The sequence below is a fragment of the endosymbiont of Riftia pachyptila (vent Ph05) genome, assembly GCF_000224455.1.
GTDB lineage: Bacteria > Pseudomonadota > Gammaproteobacteria > Chromatiales > Chromatiaceae > Endoriftia > Endoriftia persephonae.
In genome coordinates, this window is the sequence record NZ_AFOC01000030.1 from 1 (window position 1) to 23505 (window position 23505).

Here is a 23505-nt window from a genome sequence, read left to right on the forward strand (position 1 = left end):
GTCAAACATAACCGGGCACTTCCACATAGCTGGCGATCACCCTATCCAGCAGCTCCGGCTCCACCGGTTTGTTGAGAAAATCATCCATGCCCACCTCGCTACATTGCTGCAGCACATCTTCCGGAGCATTGGCGGTCAGCGCCAAAATCGGCAGATGCTCGGTCTCTGACTCCAGCTGCCGATAACGACGCGTCAATTCAAAACCGTCCATGCGCGGCATGCGCAGATCGACAAACGCCAGATGAAACTGCTCAGCCTGCAACAGCTCAAGCGCCTCCTGGCCGTCCCGAGCGATACAGACCCTGTGTCCTTTTTGCTGCAACAGGGTAAAGAGCACCTTGGCAGCGATGGCATTGTCCTCCGCTAGCAGGATCCGGATGCCACTCTCAGCCGCCCTCGCTCCAGCGAACGGCAGTGCCGCTGCCTGCTGCTGACGATCCGCATTGCCCCGCAACAACTCAAGCGCCACTTTGGCTAACTGGCCGGAGAGAAACGGCTTGAGCATGCTCTGTAAGATGCGCGACGGCAACTCGAGCAGGCGTCCACGATAGCCGACGTGGACGATCGGCACACTATCACCGCAGAGTCGGTCGATTGCCTCGATGCTGCCCGGCAGGTCGATGCCTTCCAGCGAATCTGCCAACAGGACCAGGTCCCAATCCTGCTCTGCAAGCTCGCTGATCTCAGCCACGCTTGCCACCCCCCGCCCTTGCATCCCCAGCTCCTGTACCGCTGCCAGGTGGGCCTGCCGCGCAGCGGTGTTGGCCTCAATCAGCAGCAGCTTGCGCCCTGCCAGCAGCGGTGATGCCACCCCCATGCGACCGCTCTGCGGAGGCAGCAGCGGCAACCTGACGGAGAAGCAGCTGCCTTGGCCCAGCTCACTGCTGACATCGATATGCCCCCCCATCAGACGACTCAGATCCCTGACGATGGTGGTTCCAAGACCGGTGCCACCAAACCGGCGACTGCTGGAGGGGTCAGCCTGCCAGAACATCCCGAATACCTGCTGCAGCTGTTGCTGATCCATGCCGATACCGCTGTCCTGCACCTCAATCAGTATATGAGGCTGCGCCACCCGTTCATCCCCCAGCCTGCGTCGCAGCCGCAAGATCACCTCACCGCGATCAGTAAATTTGATCGCGTTGCCGAGCAGATTGAAGAGGATCTGTGACAGTCGCAGCCCATCCCCCTGCAGCTCCCGTGGAATCGCTGGATCGACCTCGCAGACCAGCTCGATCTGTTTCTCCTGGGCCGCCACCGAAATGGTTGAGAGCACATCCCCCACCAACTCGCGTAGATCGATGGGCGCCGCCTCCAGCTCCAGCTTGTTGGCGTCGATCTTGGAAAAATCGAGGATATCGCCAATCAACGCCCGCAGCAGCTGCGCCGAGGCATTGATCGAATGCAGATACTCCTTCTGCTCACTGTTCAGCGGAGTCGACTCCATCAGCCGCGCCATACCAATCACACCGATCAGTGGCGTACGCAGTTCGTGGGTCATGGCAGCCAGGAAATTGCCCCGTGCCCGGTTAGCCTGTTCCGCCTCTTGTCGCGCCTGATGCAGCTTGCGCAGCAGCGAATACTGGTAGAGCGGCAGCAGCACCAACAGCAGCAGAAAAAAGAAGGCCTCAAAGGTGTACTGTCGCCACTCGCCCAATGCAATCAGCACCACCACATAGGCCAGAGTGCTGAGTAACGAGGCGGCCTTCAGCAGCGCTTTGCCGTAGCGAGTGCCGTAGGAGACAAAGATCCAGATATAGAGCAGATAGAAGGGGCTGATCGCCTCTTGGGTGAGAAAGATCGCCAAACTGGCCGCACTGATGTCGGTCAGCAGGGCCAGGTAACGGCGGCGACGCGACACCGGATGATAGTAGACACTGACCAGCAGCAGCAAAAAGACAAACAGAAAACTGCCGAACAGCACCCCATACTGCAGCAGATCCACCTCATAATAACCGGTGGTAGCGCCAAGTCCGATATAGCCGGCGCTGAATACCCAGATAATCAGGCGCACCCAGGCGGATTGATACTCCGAGTGCTTGAATAACTCTTTGGCAAATACGGCTGGCGACATCGACTCAAAATCCCTGTTGTGTTGCAGCTAGTCGTCGAGGCCCAACGAAAACTAGCATATATTGGCCTGACTGTCCGGACTCCCTGAAGTCTACATCAGGACCACTTCATCTATCCCAATAACTCATTGTATTATTACCAAGAGCACGAAGGGCTTGAAGGTGATAACAGATTGTTTCTAATGTGGATTTCTTAATCTCTTTTCTTCGTGCCCTTCATGTTCCTTGCGGTTAAAATTAGCCTGAATTTAATTGCATTCTTAATTGAATAAGACAGCCTTGATATCAGCATCTGGAAGCGGCCGCAATAGGAAGAAAAGAGACAGAATTTCGCTTCGGGCAGCTGTCGATTGCGAATTCTGCAACAATCACTATCATTCTGGTGCAATCGACACTGAACCGAGCCTCGCCTCCGATCCGCTAGATTCCGGACCGCCAGGCCCCACTTGGAGTCTCAGCGATGTATGTAAAAAAACCTTTCGAACACAGCCCACAAGACAACGCAGCGGCAGATGACAGACGCGCTATCAAACGCCGTCATCTGATCTACTATCTGCGGGTCTGGGACAGTGACAGCAACGCTCTGCTGGGCCATGTGGTCGATATCACCACTGAAGGGATGATGCTGGTGGGCGAGCATTCGATCCCCGACGGCCGCAGCTTCGATCTCGAGATCCGCCTGCCAGACAGGGGCGGCAGCGGCCAACTCAAGAGCATCCATTTCAAGGCCGTAACCCGCTGGAGCCACAATGACGTCAACCGCTCCTTCTACGACACCGGCTTCTACTTTGAGGAGCCGCCGGGGGAATCTATCGAGCGGGTGCGCGCACTGATCGCCGAATACGCCTTCCACGACTGATCTGCAACTGCTGATGCAGCCTGAACTGAGCCTCGATGAGCGGGTCGAGCTGACCCGTGTTATCTTCCGCATCCTCAAACGTTGGCAGATTCCGGAAGCGCTGATGGGACCTCTGCTTGGCCTCGGTGAGGGGCTGCAGCGACGCCAGCTCAACCGCTACCGACTTGGCAACCCGCTGCCACAGGAGGCGGAGATTCAGCAGCGCCTGCTGTTGCTGATCCAGATCGATAAGGCGCTCTCCAGCCTGTTTCCCCACAGCGCACTCTCAGCCAACCTCTGGGTCACCACCCCGCAACAGCGCTGCGGTAACATCACTCCGCTGGAAGAGATGGTCGCCGGTGGCATGCCCGCGATCCGGACAGTGTTGCTACGCCTGGACAACCGCCTCGACTGGTAACTCCGCCCCACATCCCTCGGGCTGAGCACGCTCGGCAAGTGCGATTACTTTAGAATGTGTCAATATTCTGCGGTTTTTTTTGGATGCGCCGCTCAACCACAGCCAGAGGATTGCCCACCCATGCCACTTGCCCAGCCTTAAAAAAGAATCTGATCGCCGCCGTGGTCTTTTTGGTCGTTGGTCTGTTGCTAGCCAATCTGGTACCCACCATCGAGATCGCATGGGTCAGCACGATCCTGCTGTTGGCCATCTACCTGTTTGCCTTCGAGGTAGTGGGGGTCGACGTAGCGGCAGTAACCGCGATGGTGCTGCTGGGATTGACCAGCCTGTTGGCGCCGCTGATAGGGCTGCAGCAGGGGCTAGTGCCGACCACCGATCTGTTCAACGGCTTCTCTTCCAACGCGGTGATCTCGATCATCGGCGCCGGCCTCGACAAGACTGGCATCATGAGCCAGGTCGCCGCCTTTATCCTGCGTATCAGCGGCTCAACCGAAGGACGCATCATTCCGCTGCTCTCCAGCACCGTCGGCTTCATCTCCTCGTTCATGCAGAACGTCGGCGCCGCCGCTCTGTTTCTGCCGGTGGTAAGCCGCATCTCCGCCCGCATCGGTCTGCCCTTGTCACGCCTGCTGATGCCGATGGGCTTCTGCGCGATCCTCGGCGGCACCATCACCATGGTCAGCTCCAGCCCGCTGATCCTGCTCAACGACCTGATCCATACCTCCAACCAATCGCTGCAGGCTGGCCAGCAGATGGAGACCTTCTCACTGTTTGCCGTCACTCCGATCGGCCTCGCCCTGGTCATCACCGGTATCGTTTACTTCATCCTGGCGGGCAAGTTTGTGCTGCCAGCCAACAAAGCCGAACACACTGAGGGCCACGACACTGCCAGTTACTTCAGCGAGACCTACGGCCTGCAGGCCTCCGAGGTGTATGAGGTGGTAGTGCCGGCAGAAAGTCCACTAGTGGGGGTCAGTGTCGACGAGTTGGAGCAGCGCTGGAAGGTGCGCATCATCGCTGTAGAGAAGGGCGACGGCCTGCGTCTTGGCGCTGACAGCATCGATCGCGGTCTCGGTATCGAGGCGGGCACTGTACTCGGCCTGCTTGGCACAGAAGAATACTTCACAGTCTTTTCCGAGGAGAGCAGTATCAATCGGCGTAACGACCTGGAGACCTTCGCCAACTCCCTCGCCACCGCCAAAGCGGGTATCGCCGAGGTGGTCATCCCGCCCAGCTCCAACCTGGTCGGCAAGACCGCTCGCGATGTCTGGATGCGCAAGACCTTCGGCCTCAGCCTGCTGGCGATCCACCGCGGTGAGGAGATCATCTCCTGTCGCACCGGCGGCGTACGCCAGACCCCATTCCGTCCTGGCGACACCCTGGTGGTGCATACCGCCTGGACCGATCTCCCCATCTGGAGCAGGATCGCAACTTTGTGGTAGTAACCACCGAATACCCCCACGAGGAGCTACGCCCGCACAAGGTACCGTTTGCCCTGACCTTCTTCATCACCCTGGCGATGGTGCTGTTCACCGATCTGCGCCTCTCGGTGGCGCTGCTGACCGGCGCCGTGGGGATGATCCTGACCCAGGTATTGAATATCGACGAGGCCTATGAGGCGGTGAGCTGGAAGACGGTGTTCCTGCTCGCCTCGCTGATCCCGCTCGGAATGGCGGTGGAAAGCAGTGGCACTGCCGCCTGGATCGCAGACCAGACCCTGGCAGTACTGGGCGATATGCCGATCTGGGTGATCCAGGCCGCAATCGCGGTGCTCGCCACCTTCTTCACCCTGGTGATGTCCAACGCCGGCGCCACCGTGCTGCTGGTGCCACTGGCGGTCAACATCGCTATCGGCGCCGGTGCCAACCCCGCGGTGTTTGCCCTGACCGTGGCGATCGCCACCTCTAACTCTTTCCTCATCCCGACCCACCAGGTCAACGCCCTGATCATGGGCCCGGGCGGCTACCGGGTGCCCGACTTTATGAAAGCCGGCGGCATCATGACGGTGCTGTTCCTGGTGGTCTCGCTGGTGATGCTGAACCTAGTGTTCTGAACCGACCGCCCCTCCATCCGGAGGAGCGATCTCACCACAGACCGCGGATGGCGGCGATGCCCTGAGCGCCATGCTCACGGGCAGTGGAGAGCTGTTCCATCCCCATGCCACCAAGGGCGTAGACTGGGATATTCACCTGCTCCAGCAGGGTCCGAAACTGCGCCCAGCCGAGCGGCCTCGCCTCGGGATGAGTGGCGGTGGGCAGCACCGACGAGAGCAGTGCATAGTCGAGGCCCAGTCGCTCAGCCTGCTTCAGCTCCTGCAGATCATGACAGGAAGCGCCCAGCAGTCCGGCCGCTTGCGGCCGCGCTGTCAATTCAAACAGCTGATGACGGTTCAGGTGGACACCATCGGCAACGCCGAACCAATCGAGGCTGCGCTGCGGCCGGTTGATCAGCAGGCGCGCACCATGTGCCTGGGATAGCGCCAACGCCTCCCCGAGAAGGCTCCGGTATGCCACATCCGACAAGCCATGGGCACGCAGTTGGAGCAGGCGACAATCTCGTTTCAGAGCACGCTCAAGACGCGCACAAAACGCCTCCGGGTTAGTGGGATCCTCGCCGGTAATCAGATAACGCGAGGGGAGCTGCAGTGCGCTGATGATGGGGCGGTCGGCGGCGGGAAATAGCGCCGGCTCCATCGCCTCGGGCAGCACCCAGTTGAGAGGCTGCCCCTCCATGCCCCGCGGCTCTCCTTGATAGCTGAAGACCCGATAGACATCGAGCAGCACTGAGCACTCTGCATAGTGGTGAGTGACGCGGATCAGCGGTTCGAAGCGGCTGATCCGGATGCCCAGCTCCTCATACAGCTCGCGCCGCAGGGCCGCCTCCACCGACTCGCCGGGTTCCAGCTTGCCGCCGGGGAACTCCCACAGACCGCCCTGATGCAGATGCTCGTGGCGTTTGCTGATCAGGACGCGGCCAGCGCTATCGATAATCGCGGCTGCGGCAACGTGGATTAAGGTCAATTTTGAATGCTTAATTTTGAATTATGAATTCAACACTCACAATTCATAATCCCGTCAGGTGCGGTATTCGGCGTTGATTTTGACATAGTCGTAGGAGAGGTCACAGGTGAGTACGCGGCTCTCCACCGCGCCTCGGCCCAGGCGCACCGCGATGGTGATCTCCTGCTGGTCCATTACCCGTTGTCCCGCCTCTTCCGTGTAGTCGCTGGCACGCTCGCCATCACGGACGATGCAAACGTCATCAAGCCAGATCTCGATCCGTTCGATATCCAGATCCTGCAGACCGGCGCGGCCCACCGCAGCCAGAATGCGCCCCCAGTTGGGGTCACTGGCGAACAGCGCGGTCTTCACCAACGGCGAGTGGGCGATAGTGTAGGCGACCTGCCGTGCCTCCGCCTCGTCTGCCGCGTCGCTGACCAGGATCTCGACCAGCTTGGTGGCGCCCTCGGCGTCCCGCACCAGTTCCCTGGCAAGTTCCATGCAGACCTCGCTCACTACCTCGCACAGACTGTTGAACGCAGGGGAGTCGGCATCGGTTACCCCTGCGTGAGGCGAGACGCCACTGGCCAGCAGCATGCAGGCATCGTTGGTGGAGGTGTCACCATCCACACTGATGCTGTTGAAGGAGGGGTGCACGGCCTGCTCGAGGCACTGCTGCAGCAGAGCCGGCTGCACCGCCAGATCGGTCGCCAGATAGGCAAGCATGGTGGCCATATCGGGGCGGATCATACCGGCCCCCTTGGCGATGCCGGTGACAGTGATGGTCTCACCGTCGAGCTGGAACTGACGACTGATCAGCTTGGGACGGGTGTCGGTGGTCATGATCGCCCGCGAGGCCCGCTGCCAACCATTCTCATCCAGATCGGCCTGGGCCTTGGGGATCGCGGCTTCGAAACAGGCCATCGGCAGGTTTTCACCGATCACGCCCGTGGAGAACGGCAGCGTCTGGCTCGCCTCACAGCCGGTCGCCTGCGCCACCAGCGCGCAGCTACGCAGGGCATCGGTCATGCCTTGCACACCGGTCCCGGCATTGGCGTTGCCGGAGTTGACCAGCAGATAGCGCGGTGCGCCCGCCTGCAGATGGCGCTTGGCCAGCTGCACCGGGGCGGCGCAGAAGGCGTTGCGGGTGAAGACCCCGGCACAACTGCCGCCTTCTGCCAGTTCGATCAGCAGCAGGTCATCCCGCTCCGCATATTTAATGCCGGCGGCGGCGATACCGAGACGCACGCCGGGTACCGGAAAAGCCGTCTGGCCGTTCAACTGATCTGACCGTGACAGTGCTTGTATTTTTTACCTGAACCACAGGGACAGGGTTCGTTGCGCCCCACCTTGCGGCCTTCACGCACGAACGGCTGGTGCTCTTCGGCCGCCGCCTCCGAATCTTTGGCGGGGGGCGCCTCCGCTTCATCGGGGAGCCCATGAAACTCTTCGTGCTTGAATTCAAACTCGTCAGTCTGCTGCTCCTGCAGCATCATCTCTTCTGGCATCTGCACCTGCACCTTCGACAGGATGCCGATCACCTCGCGATTGATCTCATCCAGCATGCGGGAGAACATCTCGAATGCCTCACGCTTGTACTCCTGCTTGGGATTTTTCTGCGCATAGCCGCGCAGATGAATGCCTTGGCGCAGGTAGTCCATCGACGCCAAGTGCTCTTTCCAAAAAGAGTCAAGGGTCTGCAGCATGATGCCCTTTTCGAAGTTACGCATGTTGGCCTCACCCACCAGTTGCTCTTTCTCCTGGTAGGCCTGTTCAAGGGTCTCGAGGATGCGCTGGTGCAATGTCTCCTCATGCAGGTCATGATCCTCATCGAGCCAGGCTTGGATCGGCCATTCGCCACCAAACTCTTCCGCCAACGCCTCGCTCAGACCCGGCACATCCCACTGCTCCTCAATGCTCTCGGGAGGCACATAAGCGTGGAAGATATCGTCAACCACGCTGGCACGCAGGGCATTGATGTTATCCGAGACATCGTCAGTCTCCATCAGTTCGGCGCGCCACTTGTAGACCACCTTGCGCTGGTCGTTGGCCACATCGTCATACTCGAGCAGCTGTTTGCGGATGTCGAAATTGCGCCCTTCCACCTTGCGTTGAGCGTTTTCGATCGCCTTGGAGACCCAGGGGTGTTCGATCGCCTCGCCCTTCTCCATGCCCAATTTCTTCATCATGCTGCCGACCTTGTCGGAGGCGAAGATGCGCATCAGGCTGTCGTCCAGGGAGAGGTAGAAACGGCTCGAGCCGGCATCACCCTGGCGACCTGAACGGCCACGCAGCTGGTTGTCGATGCGCCGCGACTCGTGACGCTCAGTACCGACCACATGCAGGCCGCCAGCCTCCAGCACCTGCTGGTGGCGCTGTCGCCAGGCCTCAGTATATTTTTCCACTTCCGCGGGGTTCGCCGGATTCCCCAGTTCAGTCAGTTCCACCTCCAGGTTGCCGCCGAGCACAATGTCAGTACCGCGACCAGCCATATTGGTAGCGATGGTGACTGCACCGGGACGCCCCGCTTGGGCGACGATAGCCGCCTCCTGCTCATGGTGTTTGGCATTGAGCACCTTATGCTCCACCCCCGCCTCGTTCAGCAGCCCGGAGACCAGCTCCGAGGTCTCAATGGAGGCGGTACCGACCAGCACCGGCTGACCGCGTTGAACACAATCCTGCACGTCTTCCAAGATTGCCTGATACTTCTCCTCCTGGGTGAGATAGACTAGATCCCCCATGTCGTTGCGAGCCATCGGCTCGTTGGTGGGGATCACCACCACTTCCAGACCATAGATCTGCTGAAACTCGAAGGCCTCGGTGTCGGCGGTGCCGGTCATGCCTGCGAGCTTCTCGTAGAGGCGGAAGTAGTTCTGAAAGGTGATCGAGGCGAGGGTCTGGTTTTCGTTCTGGATCTCCACACCTTCCTTTGCCTCTACCGCCTGGTGCAGGCCGTCGGACCAGCGCCTGCCCTCCATGGTGCGGCCAGTGAACTCATCGACGATCACCACCTGGCCATTCTTGACAATGTATTCAACGTTGCGCTGGAACAGCACATGCGCCCGCAGCGCCGCCATCACATGGTGCATCAGGATGATGTTGTTGGAATCGTAAAGGCTCGCCCCCTCCTCCAGCAGGCCGGCCTCAGTCAGCATCTCCTCAACATGTTGATGGCCTTCCTCGCTGAGGAAGGTCTGGCGCGCCTTCTCGTCTACCGAGTAGTCGCCGGGACCGAAGTCGGGCTGGCCCTCCTCGTCGGTAATCGGCTCCTGCCGGACCAAGCGAGGGATGATCTCATTGATCGACTTGTAGAGTTCCGAGGTATCGTCGGTAGGACCAGAAATGATCAGCGGGGTACGCGCCTCGTCGATCAGAATCGAGTCGACCTCGTCAACAATCGCAAAGTAGGGCTTGCGCTGCACCCGCTGATCGGCAGAGAAGGCCATATTATCGCGCAGATAGTCGAAGCCATATTCATTATTGGTGCCGTAGGTGACGTCAGCGGCGTAGGCCTCGCGACGCGTCACTGGGCGCAGATGCAGATAGCCGCCGGCTGAGCCGTCATAATCGGGATCGAACAGGAAGGAGGCACTGTCGGGTCCCATCCCGCCAGAGGAGTTAATGACGCCGACGCTCAGCCCCATGAAGTGGTAGAGCTTGCCCATCCAACTGGCATCGCGGCGCGCCAGGTAGTCGTTCACGGTGACCACGTGCACACCCTTGCCAGGCAGCGCGTTGAGATAGACCGCTAGGGTCGCCACCAGGGTCTTGCCCTCGCCGGTGCGCATCTCGGCGATCTTGCCCTGGTGCAACACCATGCCGCCGATCATCTGCACGTCGAAGTGGCGCATCTGCATCGCGCGCCGCCCGCCCTCACGCACTGCGGCAAAGGTCTCTGGCAGCAGCGCATCAAGGCTCTCACCCGCCTCCAAACGCTGGCGGAACTCGGCCGTCTTACCCCTCAGCTGATCATCGGAGAGAACCTCGAACTCCGGCTCTTTTGCACTGATCTGAGCGACCGATTTGGACATGCGTTTAATCAGGCGATCGTTGCGACTGCCGAAGATCTTCTTGAAGATTTTACTGACCATCTGTTAAGGGACCCGTTAGAAAAACGAAATCAGACGATCATACCCTAACAGCAGGGTTTGCTGAAGGCGGAGGCATGCGGGAAGAGCAATAAGAGTGTTAGATCCTAGACGCGGATCAGGCCTTGTCCTGCTCCCGCTTCTTACGAATATAGCGGGTTGGATCCACCACCTTGCCATGGCGCAAAACTTCAAAATGAACATGTGGTCCGGTCGAGCGGCCACTGGATCCCATCTTGCCGATGGCTTGGCCCTGCTTCACACGGTCGCCCACGGCCACCAGGATCTCCTCATTGTGGCCATAGCGAGTGACATAACCTTTGCCGTGGTTGATCTCAACCAACAAGCCGTAGCCATGATGTTGTTCTGCTTTGGTCACTACGCCAGCAGCGACCGCAATCACATTTGAACCCTTTTTGCCGGCGAAATCCATTCCCTTGTGCATGGCCCGCTTGCCGGTAAAGGGGTCGTTGCGCATCCCATAGTAGGAGGAGATCCAGCCCTTGCTGATCGGACGTCCGGTCGGATGCAGCGCCTGCTCAAGATTCGAGTTCAGGATCAGGTCCTCGAGCAGCACCAACTGCTGCTGACGACTTTCGATCTTTGATTCGAGCTGTGCCAGCTCCTGCAACAGCCCGGGGATTGCCTGCTGGGCAGTCTCATTTTCACCGCCCTGGGGGCCGCCCATCGCCGGTTTGGCGGTAAAATCAAACTCACCGCGGTCAAGCTTGCCGACCTCGACCAGCCGCTGCCCCAATGCATCTAGCCGCAACAGCTGCGCCTGCAGACGCCCCACCCGCAACGCCAGAGCATCCACCTGCTCACCGGTTTTGGCGCGGGCATCCTGCAGCATGCGCCGTTCGGCATCAAAGGTCGCTTTGAGGGAACGCACCAACTGATGCTCAGGAAACTCCGCGTCAGCCAGGCCCAGCTGATAGCCGACGGAGAGCACCGCCCCACCAAAAACGATCAGAGTTCCAAGCCCCACGACAAAGCTGAACAGTCGGAATTTGCGCCCCAGAGGCGCCCCCAGTCCCCTTATAAAGACAATCTTCATAGCTCGATCTATCCCGCTTAGATGCAATTCAACCCATGTAGCGTCCAGCTGACCCGCAGATTGAGAATTTTACCACCTAAGTTATCCTGAAGTTATATGGTGGTTCTGATGGATTAATTCTCCTATGATCTTGGCATGCAACGCAAGATCAGAGCAGTAGAAGAAATCATCGGAACACGCAGCGCTTTTGCAACCCTGTCAAAGCAGCTCGAAATCCAGAAGTCGCTGCTCCGACGTGTATCCAGCTATCTGCCACCGCCCCTCGATCAGCACTGCCTCGGCGCCATCCCCGGGAAAGGCACTCTGACCCTCCTGACCGACTCTCCAGTCTGGAGCAGCCGCCTGCGGTTTCTCACTGATGCACTTCTACGGAGACTCCGCAACGATGGAGTCGCGTTCGGACGCATCATCGTGAAGGTGGTCAGCACTCAGAGTCCGGACGCTGTGGCACAGCACCCACCCCGCCGAGCCAGGCTTTCACACGTGAGCGCGGAGTTGCTTCGCGATACCGCGGAGCACACCAGCGATGAGAAGCTGAAGCAGGCGCTACTGCGCCTCAGTAGCCACGCAGACTAGCCTGGGCGTCAGCCAGATCGCACCGTCAGGAGACAGGAACCGGTTTCATGTAGGAGATCGGCGCATTGTCGGTCGCTTTGAAGGTCACTTCTTCCCAGGCATCACGCTGTTTCAGCAGCGTACGCAGCAGCTCATTGTTGAGCGCATGCCCCGACTTATAGCCGTTGAAGGCGCCAATCAAACTGTGACCAAGGAGATAGAGATCGCCGATCGCATCGAGAATCTTGTGTTTGACAAACTCATCCTCGTAGCGCAATCCATCCTCGTTGAGTACCCGATAATCATCGACCACAATCGCGTTATCCATGCTGCCGCCGAGAGCCAACTCCCGCTGGCGCAACATCTCAATATCGCGAAGGAAGCCAAAAGTACGGGCCCTGCTGACCTCTTTTACGAACGAGGTCGAAGAGAAATCGAGGCTGGCATACTGAGTTCGTTCATGGAATGCCGGATGATCAAAGTCAATGGCGAAGCTGACCTTGAAACCATCGAACGGCTCGAAGCTGGCGCGTTTATCGCCCTCTTCCACCACCACCTTGCGCTTGATCCGGATAAACCGTTTGGCTGTGTTCTGGTCTTCCACACCAGCTGACTGCAGCAGGAACACAAAAGGGCCTGCGCTGCCGTCCATAATCGGGACCTCAGGAGCGCTGACATCCACATAGGCATTGTCAATACCAAGACCTGCAAAGGCTGAAAGCAGATGTTCCACGGTCGAGATTCGCACATCATTCTGCACCAGTGTGGTGGAGAGGCGGGTATCGCCAACATTCTCCGGGCAGGCGCGAATCTCCACCGCCGGATCGAGGTCAACCCGACGAAACACTATGCCCGTATTAGGGGCCGCCGGCCGCAAGGTCAGATAGATCTTGTTACCGGTATGCAGGCCAACACCTGTAGCGCGGATGACGTTTTTGAGCGTACGTTGCCGAATCATTTCCTATCCGTCCCCCCAATTTAAAGCGGGGCCCCTGTGTATGAAGGCGGCAATACTAGCACATGTAAAAAAAACCGACAAAACCCTTTGCCGACAAAGCCCTCCTCCGATTCTGCCGAAAAACAGCTGCCTGCAGCCAATTGCGCACTGGACAGCCCCCTTGCCTCCATAACCACCTCCGCTACCGATCAGGCCCGGCAGATCTCAGTCCGCCTGTTTGCGCAGAAAGGCCGGCACATCAAGGTAGGAGAAATCGTCCGGAGGGGTAGCAGGCTCTACTCCCCCTTTCGCCTGTGTTTTATTGCGCACGATCGCCGGCTTATCCAAAGCAGCGTAGTCTCTCTCATGATCACCGAACCCCACATCTGCATCAACCAGGGTCACCGGCGGCGCTGCCTTCGGCTCCTCCTGGCGCTTACTGGGAAGTTCTGCGATCTGTGCGATCTCACCCAGGCCAGTCGCCACTACGGTCACCCGCATTTCATCCTGCATCTCTGGATCAATCACGGTACCAACCACAACCGTTGCGTCATCATCCGCAAACTCACGCACGGTACTGCCCACCTCATCGAACTCACCGATGGCAAGATTTAGACCGGCGGTGATATTGACCAGAATGCCCTTCGCCCCCGAGAGGTTGATATCCTCCAGCAGCGGGCTGCGAATAGCACGCTCGGCCGCCTCACGGGCGCGGTTTTCACCGGTCGCCTCACCCGAGCCCATCATCGCCGATCCCATCTCCGACATCACTGTCTTAACGTCGGCGAAGTCGACGTTGATCAGGCCAGGACGAGTGATCAGCTCGGCAATACCCTGCACCGCATTCAGCAACACATCGTTGGCTGCCTTAAAAGCATTCAGCAGACTCATGTCCTTGCCGAGCACCGCTAGCAGCTTTTCGTTGGGGATGGTGATCAACGAGTCGACGCACTTGGCCAACTCCTCAATTCCCGCCTCGGCCACCTTCATGCGACGACCGCCCTCAAAAGCGAAGGGCTTGGTAACCACCGCCACCGTCAGCACCCCCATCTCCTTGGCGATCTCCGCGACCACCGGCGCCGCCCCGGTACCAGTACCACCACCCATCCCAGCGGTGATGAAGATCATATCGGCCCCCTCCAGTACCTCAACGATACGGTCCCGATCATCCTGTGCCGCCTGCCGGCCAATCTCGGGATTCGCTCCTGCACCTAGTCCTTTGGTGATATCTGAACCGAGCTGCAACAGCGTACGCACCTCGCTGCTGCGCAGCGCCTGCGCATCGGTATTGGCGCAGATGAAATCCACGCCCTCGATCTCACCATTCACCATATGATTGACCGCGTTGCCGCCGCCGCCACCCACGCCGATAACCTTGATTACCGCGTTTGTACTATGTGTATCCAAGAGCTCAAACATTGCCTACCTCCTAGGTTCCTACCTCAGCCGCGCCCTTAATCTCTCATTCAGAAATTGTCTTGAAACCAATTTTTCATGCTCTGCCAGGCCCCCCGTAAGCCACCTGTGCCCATCGGTTCCGATGTGCCGCCATACTGATTGTGCCGACCAAACTGCAACAACCCCACACCGGTCGAATAGATCGGATTGCGTACCACATCTGCCAACCCCGACACTGTCTGCGGGACTCCGAGCCGAACGGGCATATGGAAGACCTCCTCCGCCAGCTCGATCGCCCCCTCCATCTTTGCACTGCCTCCGGTCATCACCACGCCGCCGGCGATGACATCTTCATAGCCACTGCGCCGCAGCTCTGCCTGGACCAGCATCATCAACTCCTCGTACCGCGGCTCCACCACCTCGGCCAGGGTCTGCCGCGACAACCTGCGCGGCGGCCTGTCACCGATCGAAGGCACCTCTATAGTCTCGTCGCTAGTCGCCAGCTGGGTCAGCGCACAGGCATATTTGATCTTGATATCTTCAGCATGCTGAGTCGGGGTACGCAGTGCTACCGCAATGTCGTTGGTAACCTGATCACCAGCAATCGGGATCACCGCAGTGTGGCGAATCGAACCACCGGTAAAGACCGCAATATCGGTCGTGCCGCCACCGATATCGACTAGGCAGACGCCGAGTTCCTTCTCATCCTCACTCAACACCGCATAGCTGGAGGCGAGCTGCTCCAGGATCAGGTCATCCACCTCCAGACCGCAGCGTCGCACACACTTGATGATGTTCTGCGCCGCGCTCACCGCGCCGGTAACCATGTGCACGCGCGCTTCCAGGCGCACCCCAGACATGCCAATCGGATCACGAATCCCTTCCTGCTCATCGATGATGAACTCCTGCGGCAGGATGTGCAGGATGCGCTGATCAGCGGGGATCGCCACCGCGCGGGCCGCATCGACCACCCGCTCCACATCACTCTGCGTCACCTCTTTGTCACGGATTGCGACGATGCCGTAGGAGTTGAGACTGCGGATGTGGCTGCCCGCCACCCCGGCGTAGACCGAGTGAATCTCACAGCCAGCCATCAGCTCCGCCTCCTCCATGGCACGCTGGATCGACTGCACCGTTGACTCGATATTGACCACCACACCTTTCTTCAATCCCCGCGAGGGGTGCGAGCCGATACCGATGATCTCGATCTCGCCATCAGGCCTGAGATCGCCGACAACCGCCATCACCTTGGAGGTGCCGATATCGAGTCCGATGATCAGGTTCTTTTCAATCTTCTTTGTCATTCAGACATCCACTCCCCGGTTTGGGCGAAACAACATCTGTGGATAGTTCGCGCTTTCCGAGTGATCCATTTGAGTCTCCCAGGTCACACTGAATCCATTGGTGTATCGGAGATCGATCCGTAGCAGTTTCTGTTTCCGGCTGGCGCGCAATTCCGGATAGAGAGGCACAAAACGCGCCAATTGCTGCGCAGCATCTCCGCGCCCAAGCACCAGCGCCAGCCCCTCATCGGTATAGAGGGTCCAGGCGTTACGCTGATCAGCAACGATGCGCTTCAGCTTCATCTCTACCGTCTCCAGCAGCGCCCGAATCCGGCGATAATTCCGGTGAATCAAGGCCACATTCGCATCCGGCCCCTCCCAGCTGACCAGCCCGGGAATCTTCGGCAGGCTGCGCGGGCGAAAGATCTCACCACGTTGGTTCACCAGGGCGTCTTTACCCCATCTGGCCAGAGGCTCATGTTCCACCACTGACACCTCAATCCGATCGGGCCAGAGCCGCTTCACACTCACCCGATCGACCCAAGGCAGTCCCTCGACCGCACTACGCACGGCCTGCAGATCGACGCTGAAAAAGCCGCCCCGGATCGACTCGTGCACGGTCTTTTCTAGCAACCCACGATCCAGATACCTAACCTCACCATCGATCCCCACGGAGCGCAGCGGCATCACTCCCGGCTGCTGCAGCCACTGGTAGCCCCAGAGCACTGCAGCCAGGCTTAGGGCGACGACGCTCAGCATCACCCCCCAACGATGCAGAAAACCAGCCACCATGGCGAATCGTCCAGGCGCCGGCCGTTTTTTAAGTCTGCGCTTCATCCCTCTGCAAGCTCCAGACTGGTTCGCAAAATCTGCATCACCAGCTCATCGAATCCTATCCCGGCCGCTTTGGCCGCCATCGGCACCAGACTGTGATCGGTCATGCCCGGCACCGTGTTAACCTCGATCAGCCAAGGCTCGCCCGCTTCATCCAGCATCAGATCAACCCGCCCCCAGCCGCTGGCGCCCACCGCCTCGAAGGCCTTTGCAGCCAGCTGCTGCAGACGTTGCTCCTCTGCCGCAGGCAGGCCGCAGGGGCAGTGGTAACGGGTTGAATCGGCGCTGTATTTGGCCTCGTAGTCATAAAATGTGCGAGGTGTCTCGAGACGGATCAGCGGCAGCGATTTGCCCCCGAGCAGGCTGGCAGTGTACTCCTGGCCGGTGATCCAGCGCTCCGCCATTACCATCGGGTCGTACTCAGCCGCCATCTGCCAGGCTTGTTCCAGCTCACCCCGGCTACCGACTCGTGCCATACCAATGCTTGAACCCTCCCGGGCAGGCTTGATCATCAGCGGAAAACCCAGTGCGGCCGAGGCCTCCAGATCAGACTCCCGCTCGATCAGGCGCGACTCCGGGGTTGGCAGGCCTAAACCACTCCAGAGTGCCTTGGTGCGGTACTTGTCCATCCCCAGGGCCGAGCCCAGCACACCACTGCCGGTGTAGGGCAGGCCGATCGATTCAAGCGCCCCCTGCACCGTGCCATCTTCACCGCCACGGCCGTGCAGCACGATGAAGGCACGATCAAAGCCGCCTTCGCTCAACTGCTCCAACAGATTTTCGGCGGAATCCACCGCATGGGCGTCAATAGCTTGACGCAACAACGCCTGAAAAACCGCGTCACCGCTGCGCAGCGAGACCTCCCGCTCCGCAGAGCACCCGCCCATCAGCACCGCTACCTTACCGAATTCTGCTGGCTGGAAATGGTTCATAGCGGCTCTCCAATGCGGTGCACCTCAGTGACCAAACGCACTCCGCTGCGCGCCTCCACCTGCTGCTGAACCCGCTCGATCAGCGCCTCGATATCAGCTGCAGTCGCCTCACCCGTATTAACGATGAAGTTGGAGTGTTTCTCCGAAACCTGGGCGCCACCGATCTGCAGCCCCTTGAGGCCCGCAGCCTCGATCAGGCGCGCCGCGTGATCTCCCGGCGGATTGCGAAACACCGAGCCACAACTCGGCATGCGGGTCGGCTGGGTCGCGCCGCGGCGCTCCAACAAAGAACGGATCTTCGCCTGGGTACTGTCCGCATCACCCTGCAGCAGTTGCAGCTCTGCGGCGAGAAACCACTCCCCCGCTCGCCCCTTGACCGAGCGGTAGCCGATCTCAAACTCATCCGGCGAGCGCCACCACAGCCGGCCGCGCCGATCAACCATCTCGACACCGATCACCCGTGGCCAGATCTCACCGCCAAACGCGCCGGCGTTCATCGCCAGGGCGCCGCCCAAGGTACCGGGGATGCCTGCCAGAAACTCCACGCCGCAGAGCCCCGCCCGAGCGGCCATTCTTGCTACCCTGGCGCAGGTGACTCCAGCCTCGACATAGAGCTGGCGTTCGCCGCGCCACTCGATTCGATCGAGCCGTCCCTGGGTGGCGATCACGGTACCGTCGAAGCCCCCATCGCGTACCAGCAGGTTGCTGCCCAGGCCAAGCCAGAAGAGCGTTTCATCTTCTGGCAAACCCTGCAGAAACAGGATCAGATCCTCGCGGTCGGCGGGGCGATAGAAACGCCGCGCCGGGCCACCCACCCGCCAGGTGGTATGGCGTGCCATGGGCTCGTCGTAACGCATCTCGCCGCGCAGCCCCTGCGGTTGCATCGCCGCCATCAACGCGAGTCCCTCCCACTCACCAACGCAGCCTGCTGCTGAGCCAAGCTGGCCTGCTTGTCGGCTCGTCGGCTACCTGCCTGAATCTGTTTGACGCCAGCCTGAGCTGTCTGGAAAGGCACAAACCCACGACCGCCAGCATGAGGCAGCAAGGATTCACCACATCCATGATGCAACCGTCGCATATCAAAACTCACACTCATGATTCACCTCCCTCACAGAGGATCTCTGGCAGGCGGGCGGCGATCGTACCGATGCTGCCCGCCCCCAGGGTCAGCACGATGTCACCGTCACGCAGAATGCCAGCGATGATCTCCGGCAGTTCATCCAGCGGCTCAACGAACACCGGATCGACCTGCCCTCGGGCTCGCACCGCACGACTCAGGGCGCGCCCGTCAGCCCCCTGGATCGGCGCCTCGCCAGCTGCATAGACTTCAGTCAGCAACAGCACATCCGCTTGCGAGAGCACTTGCACAAAGTCATCGAACTGCTCTTGGGTGCGGCTGAAGCGGTGCGGCTGAAACGCCAGCACGATACGCCGGCCAGGCCACCCCTCGTGCACCGCCTGCAGGGTTGCGGCGATCTCCCGTGGATGGTGCCCGTAATCATCCACCAGCAGCACCTGACCAGNCACACAGCGGCATTCGCCCTTGGTCTGAAACCGTCGCCCGATGCCCTGAAAACTCTGTAGCGCCCGTTGGATGGCGGCCGGCTCCACCCCTAGTTCCAAGGCCACTGCTACCGCCGCCAGCGCATTCAGCACATTGTGCCGGCCCGGCATGTTAAGGCTGATCTGCTGGCCGCGCTCCCAGCCTTCGCATTCGAGCCTGAAGCGGGTGGTCAAGCCCTGTTGTTCGACATCCACCGCGCGCACGTCGGCATCCTCGGAGAAGCCGTAGCTGCGAATCCGCCGGGTCACCTTCGGCAACAATCGCCGCACCTCGGGATCATCGATGCAGAGCACCGCCAGGCCGTAGAAAGGCAGATGGTGCAAAAACTCCAGAAAGGCGGCGCGCAGCCGCTCGAAATCACCGCCGTAGGTGGCCATGTGATCGGCGTCGATATTGGTCACCACCGACAGCATCGGCTGCAGATAGAGAAACGAGGCATCGCTTTCATCCGCCTCGGCCACCAGATAGTCTCCCTCTCCGAGCCTGGCATTGGCACCAGCGCTGTTGAGCCGGCCACCGATGACGAAGGTCGGGTCGAGCCCACCCTCGGCCAGCACGCTGGCGATCAGGCTAGTGGTAGTGGTCTTGCCGTGGGTGCCGGCCACCGCAATGCTGTAGAGAAAGCGCATGATCTCAGCGAGCATCTCTGCCCGCGGCACCACCGGAATACGTACCTCCCGAGCCGCCACCACCTCGGGATTGTCCTCTTTAACGGCGCTGGAGATCACCACCGCATCCGAGCCGATCACGTTGCCCGCCTGATGGCTGAGAAACACCTCGGCGCCGAGATCACTCAGGCGCTGGGTCACCACGCTTTCACGCTGATCTGAACCAGAAACCTCATAGCCAAGATTGAGCATCAGCTCGGCGATGCCGCTCATGCCGGCGCCGCCGATGCCGACAAAGTGGATGCGTCGCATGCGGCCCATGCTGTCCGGGGCGTGGCGACGTCTTACCGCTTCATTCATGGTTCATTACCTCCAGACAGGCGCGACCAACCCGCTCTGCTGCGTCAGGTTGTGCCAAGGCACGTGCGGCCCCGGCCATCTTCATCAGTTCGCCACGATCAGCGCTCAGGCGACTCAATCGATCTGCCAGATCCGCCGCATCCAGCTCGCTCTGCGGCAGCAATTGCGCCGCCCCGGCATTCACCAGGAAGGCAGCATTCCGGGTCTGGTGGTCATCCACCGCATGGGGATAGGGCACTAAGATCGCTCCCAGACCGGCTGCCGCCAGCTCCGAGATGGTCAGCGCACCAGCCCGGCAGATCACCAGATCAGCCCAGCCGTAGGCCGCCGCCATATCCTCTTCAAAAGGTTTCACCTCGGCGCTGATGCCGAGGTCCCGATAGGCCTGCTGCGCCACCACGAAATTCCGCTCACCCGCCTGGTGGCGCACTTGCGGCCGCTGCGCCGGCTCAAGCAGCGCCAGTGCCTTCGGCACGGTCTCATTTAATGCCTGAGCCCCCAGGGAGCCGCCCAGCACCAACAGTCGCAGCGGCCCGCTGCGCGCCGCAAACCGCTCAGCCGGCGCCGCCAACGCAGTGATCTCAGCGCGCACCGGATTACCCGAATTGAGGGCCCTACGAGCCGCATCAAAGCTGCCGGGAAAGGCTTCGAAGACCCGTCGAGCCAGCGGCGCCAGCAGCCGGTTGGTCAGCCCCGGCACCGCATTCTGCTCCTGGATCACCAACGGGATGCGCATCACCCAGGCCATCAGGCCGCCAGGACCGGAGACAAAACCGCCCATACCAAGCACCAGAGCGGGCCGCTTGCGCCGCAGGATCACTGACACTTGCCAGAGCGCGCGCAGCAACACGAAAGGGGCGGCCAGACGACGTTTCAACCCTGTCCCACGCACACCTTTGATCTCGACCTGCTCGATCTCAATGCCGTAGTGCGGGATCAGACGTGACTCCATACCACCGGGGGTGCCCAACCAGAACACCCCGCAGCCCTGCTGCTGCAGCCACTGCGCCACCGCCAGTGCCGGAAATACATGCCCGCCAGTACCGCCGGCCATCACCATCACGCGCGACTCCACTTGGCGGCCCTCCTCTGTGTCTCCCGGGACGCCTGACGCACCTCGTAATCGACCCGCAGTAGCAGAGCCATCACAATACAGACAACAACAATGCTGTTACTACCGTAGCTCATGAACGGTAGGGTCAACCCCTTGGTCGGCAGCACTCCCACATTCACACCGATGTTGATGAACGCTTGGATGCCGATCCAGATGCCAAACCCGTAGGCCAGATAGGCAGAAAAGCGCTGCCCCAGACGCTCAGCTCGCCAGCCGAGGCCAAACGCCCGCCAGCTGATGAAGAAGAACAGCGCGATCACCACCAAGGTACCAATCAGGCCGAACTCCTCACCGACCACCGCCATCAGGAAGTCGGTGTGGGCCTCCGGCAGATAAAACTGCTTCTGTATACCGTTGCCCAGACCGACACCGCTGATCTCACCGCGACCGAAGGCGATCAACGCCTGGGAGAGCTGGAAGTCACTCTTGAAGGGATCATCCCAGGGGTTGACGAAGGAAGTAATGCGCGCCCAACGATAGGTGGAGAAGTAGGCCAGCGCGCTGGCGGCGGAGACCGCCATGCCAAGCAAGATCGAGAACTGCCAAAGCTTCACACCGCCAAGCAGCAACATGCCGAGCACCGTCGCAAACAGCACCACCGTGGTGCCGAAATCGGGCTGTAGCAGGATCAGCACCCCAGTCGGAGCCAGCACCAGCATCGGCTTAACAAAGCCCCAGAAAGAGTTGCTGACCTCCTCACTACGACGCACCAGATAACCGGCGATGTAGATCACCATGAAGAGCTTCATGAACTCCGAGCTCTGCAGGTTGAATGGCCCCAGCGGAATCCAACGGGTCGCACCATTAACCGTCTTGCCGACGCCGGGCATCAGCAAAATCAACAGCAATCCCATACCCAAGAACACCAGCAGCGGCCCCGCCTGCTGCCACTGCCGGATCGAAACCTGCGACAACAGCAGCGCTGCACTGACGCCCAGACCGATAGCGATGGCGTGACGAATAACATAGAAAAAAGGCGTGCCGCCGATGCGCTCACCCACCCACATCGAGGCAGAGGCGACCATCACCATGCCAAAACAGAGCAGCACCAAAGCGGCGCCCAGCAGCCAGTAGTCGAGCTGCGGCAGGGCTGGCAGCGAACCACCTTTGCCGGTTATCGCTTGCGGGCGTACTGCTGTATTCATTCGTCCAGCGCCTCCACCGCCCGAGCAAACTGCTCACCCCGATCCTCAAAACTGGCGAACATATCGAAACTGGCGCAGGCGGGGGAGAGCAACACGCGGTCCCCTGGCAACCCATGCTGAGCCGCCAGCTCGACCGCGTTCTTCATCGATTTTACATGCACCAGCTGGGCGCAGCCGCTCAGCACCTCTTCGATCAGCGGCGCATCCCGACCGATCAGGATCACCGCCCGTGCAGTGCGCGCCACCACCGGCGCCAGCTCGCTGAAATCGGCCCCTTTGCAGTCACCACCGGCAATCAGCACGGTGCGGCTCTCGCCATGCTCCGGGTGCAACCCCTCCAGCGCCGCAGCGGTGGCACCAACATTGGTCCCCTTGGAGTCGTTATACCAACGCAGCCCACGCTTTTCGGCGATAAACTCGGTGCGGTGCGGCAAGCCGCAGAAACCGCGCAGTGCCTCCAGCATCGGCGCCATCGCCAACCCGGCAGCGCTGCCCAAGGCCAAAGCCGCCAATCCGTTAGCCAGGTTGTGCTCACCAGGAATGCGCAGATCCGCAGCCGGCATCAGCAACTCGTTAGCACGACAAAGCCAGCGCTTCCCTGCCACGCGCCTGACGCCAAAATCCTCACCTTTTGGTTCACCAAGGGTAAAGCCGAGCGTGTTATCGAGATCGGCCACCATCGCCACCACCCGGGGATCATCCCGGTTAACCACCCGCTGCTCGGCATTGCGGTAGACCACCGCCTTGGCTGCGATGTAGTCATCCAGACTGACGTAGCGATCCATGTGATCGGCAGCGATATTCAGCACCACTGCCACCTTCGCCCGCAGGCTCTGGGTGGTCTCCAGCTGAAAACTGGAGAGCTCGACCACATAGAGCTGCACATCCTCATCCAGCAGATCAAGGGCCGGTTCGCCCAGATTGCCGCCCACCGCCACGTTGAGCCCAGCCACCTTCGCCATCTCACCCAGCAGGGTGGTGACGGTGCTCTTGCCGTTGGAGCCGGTGATCGCGATGATCGGCGCGTTGGCCGCCTGGGCAAACAGCTCGATATCCCCCACCACCGGGACGCCACGCTCGATGGCGGCGCCGATCACCGGGGTCTGTAGCGACAGCCCGGGGCTGATCACCAGCCGTTCGGCCGCCGCGAACACCTCCGGCTGGAAGCCGCCGAGAAACAGCGCCAGATCGGGCATCTCCTCGCGCAGCGCCTGCAGCCCCGGCGGCTGCTGACGACTGTCGGTCACCGCCACCGCGACCCCTTGGGCAGTGAGGTAGCGGGCGCAGGAGAGGCCGGTTTTGC

At 60.4% G+C, this 23505-nt stretch carries 18 protein-coding genes and 1 pseudogene; 4 read left to right on the forward strand and 15 right to left on the reverse strand.

The window, feature by feature from the left end; translation table 11 throughout:
- Position 1: 1 nt before the first annotated feature.
- The gene (locus RIFP1SYM_RS06245; RefSeq protein ID WP_039959860.1) at positions 2 to 2074 is read right to left on the reverse strand and encodes an ATP-binding protein; all 2073 of its coding nucleotides are present in this window, start codon (positions 2072 to 2074) and stop codon (positions 2 to 4) included.
- A 458-nt stretch (positions 2075 to 2532) separates the two neighbouring features.
- On the opposite strand from RIFP1SYM_RS06245, the gene RIFP1SYM_RS06250 reads away from it, so the two are divergent.
- The 3 genes and pseudogenes from RIFP1SYM_RS06250 to RIFP1SYM_RS06260 all read left to right on the forward strand — a co-directional run bounded on the left by RIFP1SYM_RS06250 (position 2533) and on the right by RIFP1SYM_RS06260 (position 5381).
- Complete coding sequence (locus RIFP1SYM_RS06250; protein WP_005960897.1) at positions 2533 to 2931, forward strand: PilZ domain-containing protein; 399 nt, start codon at positions 2533 to 2535, stop codon at positions 2929 to 2931.
- 13 nt (positions 2932 to 2944) lie between these two features.
- A complete protein-coding gene (locus RIFP1SYM_RS06255) occupies positions 2945 to 3328 on the forward strand; it encodes a hypothetical protein (protein ID WP_005960898.1) in 384 nt (127 codons plus the stop codon).
- An 83-nt stretch (positions 3329 to 3411) separates the two neighbouring features.
- Positions 3412 to 5381, forward strand: a pseudogene (locus tag RIFP1SYM_RS06260) (SLC13 family permease).
- Positions 5382 to 5412: 31 nt separating this feature from the next.
- On the opposite strand, the gene RIFP1SYM_RS06270 reads toward RIFP1SYM_RS06260, so the two are convergent.
- The 4 genes from RIFP1SYM_RS06270 to RIFP1SYM_RS06285 form a co-directional block, all read right to left on the reverse strand.
- Complete coding sequence (locus RIFP1SYM_RS06270) at positions 5413 to 6348, reverse strand: Nudix family hydrolase (protein ID WP_005960901.1); 936 nt, start codon at positions 6346 to 6348, stop codon at positions 5413 to 5415.
- 54 nt (positions 6349 to 6402) lie between these two features.
- On the reverse strand, positions 6403 to 7608 hold the full coding sequence (gene argJ, locus RIFP1SYM_RS06275; RefSeq protein ID WP_005960902.1) for a bifunctional glutamate N-acetyltransferase/amino-acid acetyltransferase ArgJ: 1206 nt from the start codon (positions 7606 to 7608) through the stop codon (positions 6403 to 6405).
- A complete protein-coding gene (gene secA, locus RIFP1SYM_RS06280) occupies positions 7605 to 10418 on the reverse strand; it encodes a preprotein translocase subunit SecA (RefSeq protein WP_005960903.1) in 2814 nt (937 codons plus the stop codon). Before secA ends, argJ begins: the two co-directional genes overlap by 4 nt.
- A gap of 115 nt (positions 10419 to 10533) precedes the next feature.
- Complete coding sequence (locus tag RIFP1SYM_RS06285) at positions 10534 to 11472, reverse strand: M23 family metallopeptidase (protein ID WP_039959861.1); 939 nt, start codon at positions 11470 to 11472, stop codon at positions 10534 to 10536.
- Positions 11473 to 11607: 135 nt separating this feature from the next.
- Between RIFP1SYM_RS06285 and RIFP1SYM_RS06290 the strand changes: the two genes are divergently transcribed.
- Positions 11608 to 12048, forward strand: a complete 441-nt coding sequence (locus RIFP1SYM_RS06290; RefSeq protein ID WP_039959864.1) for a DciA family protein — start codon at positions 11608 to 11610, stop codon at positions 12046 to 12048.
- Positions 12049 to 12073: 25 nt separating this feature from the next.
- Here RIFP1SYM_RS06290 and lpxC read toward each other — a convergent pair whose 3' ends face one another.
- The 10 genes from lpxC to murD form a co-directional block, all read right to left on the reverse strand.
- A complete protein-coding gene (lpxC, locus tag RIFP1SYM_RS06295) occupies positions 12074 to 12985 on the reverse strand; it encodes a UDP-3-O-acyl-N-acetylglucosamine deacetylase (RefSeq protein ID WP_005960905.1) in 912 nt (303 codons plus the stop codon).
- A gap of 204 nt (positions 12986 to 13189) precedes the next feature.
- Complete coding sequence (ftsZ, locus tag RIFP1SYM_RS06300) at positions 13190 to 14383, reverse strand: cell division protein FtsZ (protein WP_005960906.1); 1194 nt, start codon at positions 14381 to 14383, stop codon at positions 13190 to 13192.
- 47 nt (positions 14384 to 14430) lie between these two features.
- On the reverse strand, positions 14431 to 15666 hold the full coding sequence (gene ftsA / locus RIFP1SYM_RS06305) for a cell division protein FtsA (protein ID WP_005960907.1): 1236 nt from the start codon (positions 15664 to 15666) through the stop codon (positions 14431 to 14433).
- Positions 15667 to 16482 (reverse strand): cell division protein FtsQ/DivIB, encoded by an 816-nt coding sequence (locus tag RIFP1SYM_RS06310; protein WP_005960908.1) that lies wholly within the window; start codon positions 16480 to 16482, stop codon positions 15667 to 15669. It abuts the gene before it with no gap.
- A complete protein-coding gene (locus RIFP1SYM_RS06315) occupies positions 16479 to 17411 on the reverse strand; it encodes a D-alanine--D-alanine ligase (protein ID WP_005960909.1) in 933 nt (310 codons plus the stop codon). The genes RIFP1SYM_RS06310 and RIFP1SYM_RS06315 overlap by 4 nt, the downstream gene beginning before the upstream one ends.
- Complete coding sequence (gene murB / locus RIFP1SYM_RS06320) at positions 17408 to 18304, reverse strand: UDP-N-acetylmuramate dehydrogenase (protein ID WP_039959867.1); 897 nt, start codon at positions 18302 to 18304, stop codon at positions 17408 to 17410. The genes RIFP1SYM_RS06315 and murB overlap by 4 nt, the downstream gene beginning before the upstream one ends.
- A gap of 199 nt (positions 18305 to 18503) precedes the next feature.
- On the reverse strand, positions 18504 to 19943 hold the full coding sequence (gene murC, locus RIFP1SYM_RS06325; protein ID WP_005960911.1) for a UDP-N-acetylmuramate--L-alanine ligase: 1440 nt from the start codon (positions 19941 to 19943) through the stop codon (positions 18504 to 18506).
- Positions 19936 to 21018, reverse strand: coding sequence for an undecaprenyldiphospho-muramoylpentapeptide beta-N-acetylglucosaminyltransferase (gene murG / locus RIFP1SYM_RS06330; protein ID WP_005960912.1), 1083 nt, complete (start codon positions 21016 to 21018; stop codon positions 19936 to 19938). Before murG ends, murC begins: the two co-directional genes overlap by 8 nt.
- Positions 21003 to 22202 carry a putative lipid II flippase FtsW gene (gene ftsW, locus RIFP1SYM_RS06335; protein WP_005960913.1) on the reverse strand — a complete coding sequence of 400 codons (1200 nt, stop codon included), beginning with the start codon at positions 22200 to 22202 and terminating at the stop codon, positions 21003 to 21005. Before ftsW ends, murG begins: the two co-directional genes overlap by 16 nt.
- Complete coding sequence (murD, locus tag RIFP1SYM_RS06340) at positions 22199 to 23455, reverse strand: UDP-N-acetylmuramoyl-L-alanine--D-glutamate ligase (protein WP_005960914.1); 1257 nt, start codon at positions 23453 to 23455, stop codon at positions 22199 to 22201. The genes ftsW and murD overlap by 4 nt, the downstream gene beginning before the upstream one ends.
- Positions 23456 to 23505 lie beyond the last annotated feature (50 nt).

What these genes read in the sequence shown, in the direction of transcription:
- RIFP1SYM_RS06245 (WP_039959860.1), bottom strand. Translation starts at nt 2,074, where the DNA reads ATGTCGCCAGCCGTATTTGCCAAAGAGTTATTCAAGCACTCGGAGTAT.
- RIFP1SYM_RS06250 (WP_005960897.1), top strand. Translation starts at nt 2,533, where the DNA reads ATGTATGTAAAAAAACCTTTCGAACACAGCCCACAAGACAACGCAGCG.
- RIFP1SYM_RS06255 (WP_005960898.1), top strand. Translation starts at nt 2,945, where the DNA reads ATGCAGCCTGAACTGAGCCTCGATGAGCGGGTCGAGCTGACCCGTGTT.
- secA (WP_005960903.1), bottom strand. Translation starts at nt 10,418, where the DNA reads ATGGTCAGTAAAATCTTCAAGAAGATCTTCGGCAGTCGCAACGATCGC.
- RIFP1SYM_RS06285 (WP_039959861.1), bottom strand. Translation starts at nt 11,472, where the DNA reads ATGAAGATTGTCTTTATAAGGGGACTGGGGGCGCCTCTGGGGCGCAAA.
- RIFP1SYM_RS06290 (WP_039959864.1), top strand. Translation starts at nt 11,608, where the DNA reads ATGCAACGCAAGATCAGAGCAGTAGAAGAAATCATCGGAACACGCAGC.
- lpxC (WP_005960905.1), bottom strand. Translation starts at nt 12,985, where the DNA reads ATGATTCGGCAACGTACGCTCAAAAACGTCATCCGCGCTACAGGTGTT.
- ftsZ (WP_005960906.1), bottom strand. Translation starts at nt 14,383, where the DNA reads ATGTTTGAGCTCTTGGATACACATAGTACAAACGCGGTAATCAAGGTT.
- ftsA (WP_005960907.1), bottom strand. Translation starts at nt 15,666, where the DNA reads ATGACAAAGAAGATTGAAAAGAACCTGATCATCGGACTCGATATCGGC.
- RIFP1SYM_RS06310 (WP_005960908.1), bottom strand. Translation starts at nt 16,482, where the DNA reads ATGAAGCGCAGACTTAAAAAACGGCCGGCGCCTGGACGATTCGCCATG.
- RIFP1SYM_RS06315 (WP_005960909.1), bottom strand. Translation starts at nt 17,411, where the DNA reads ATGAACCATTTCCAGCCAGCAGAATTCGGTAAGGTAGCGGTGCTGATG.
- murB (WP_039959867.1), bottom strand. Translation starts at nt 18,304, where the DNA reads ATGGCGGCGATGCAACCGCAGGGGCTGCGCGGCGAGATGCGTTACGAC.
- ftsW (WP_005960913.1), bottom strand. Translation starts at nt 22,202, where the DNA reads ATGAATACAGCAGTACGCCCGCAAGCGATAACCGGCAAAGGTGGTTCG.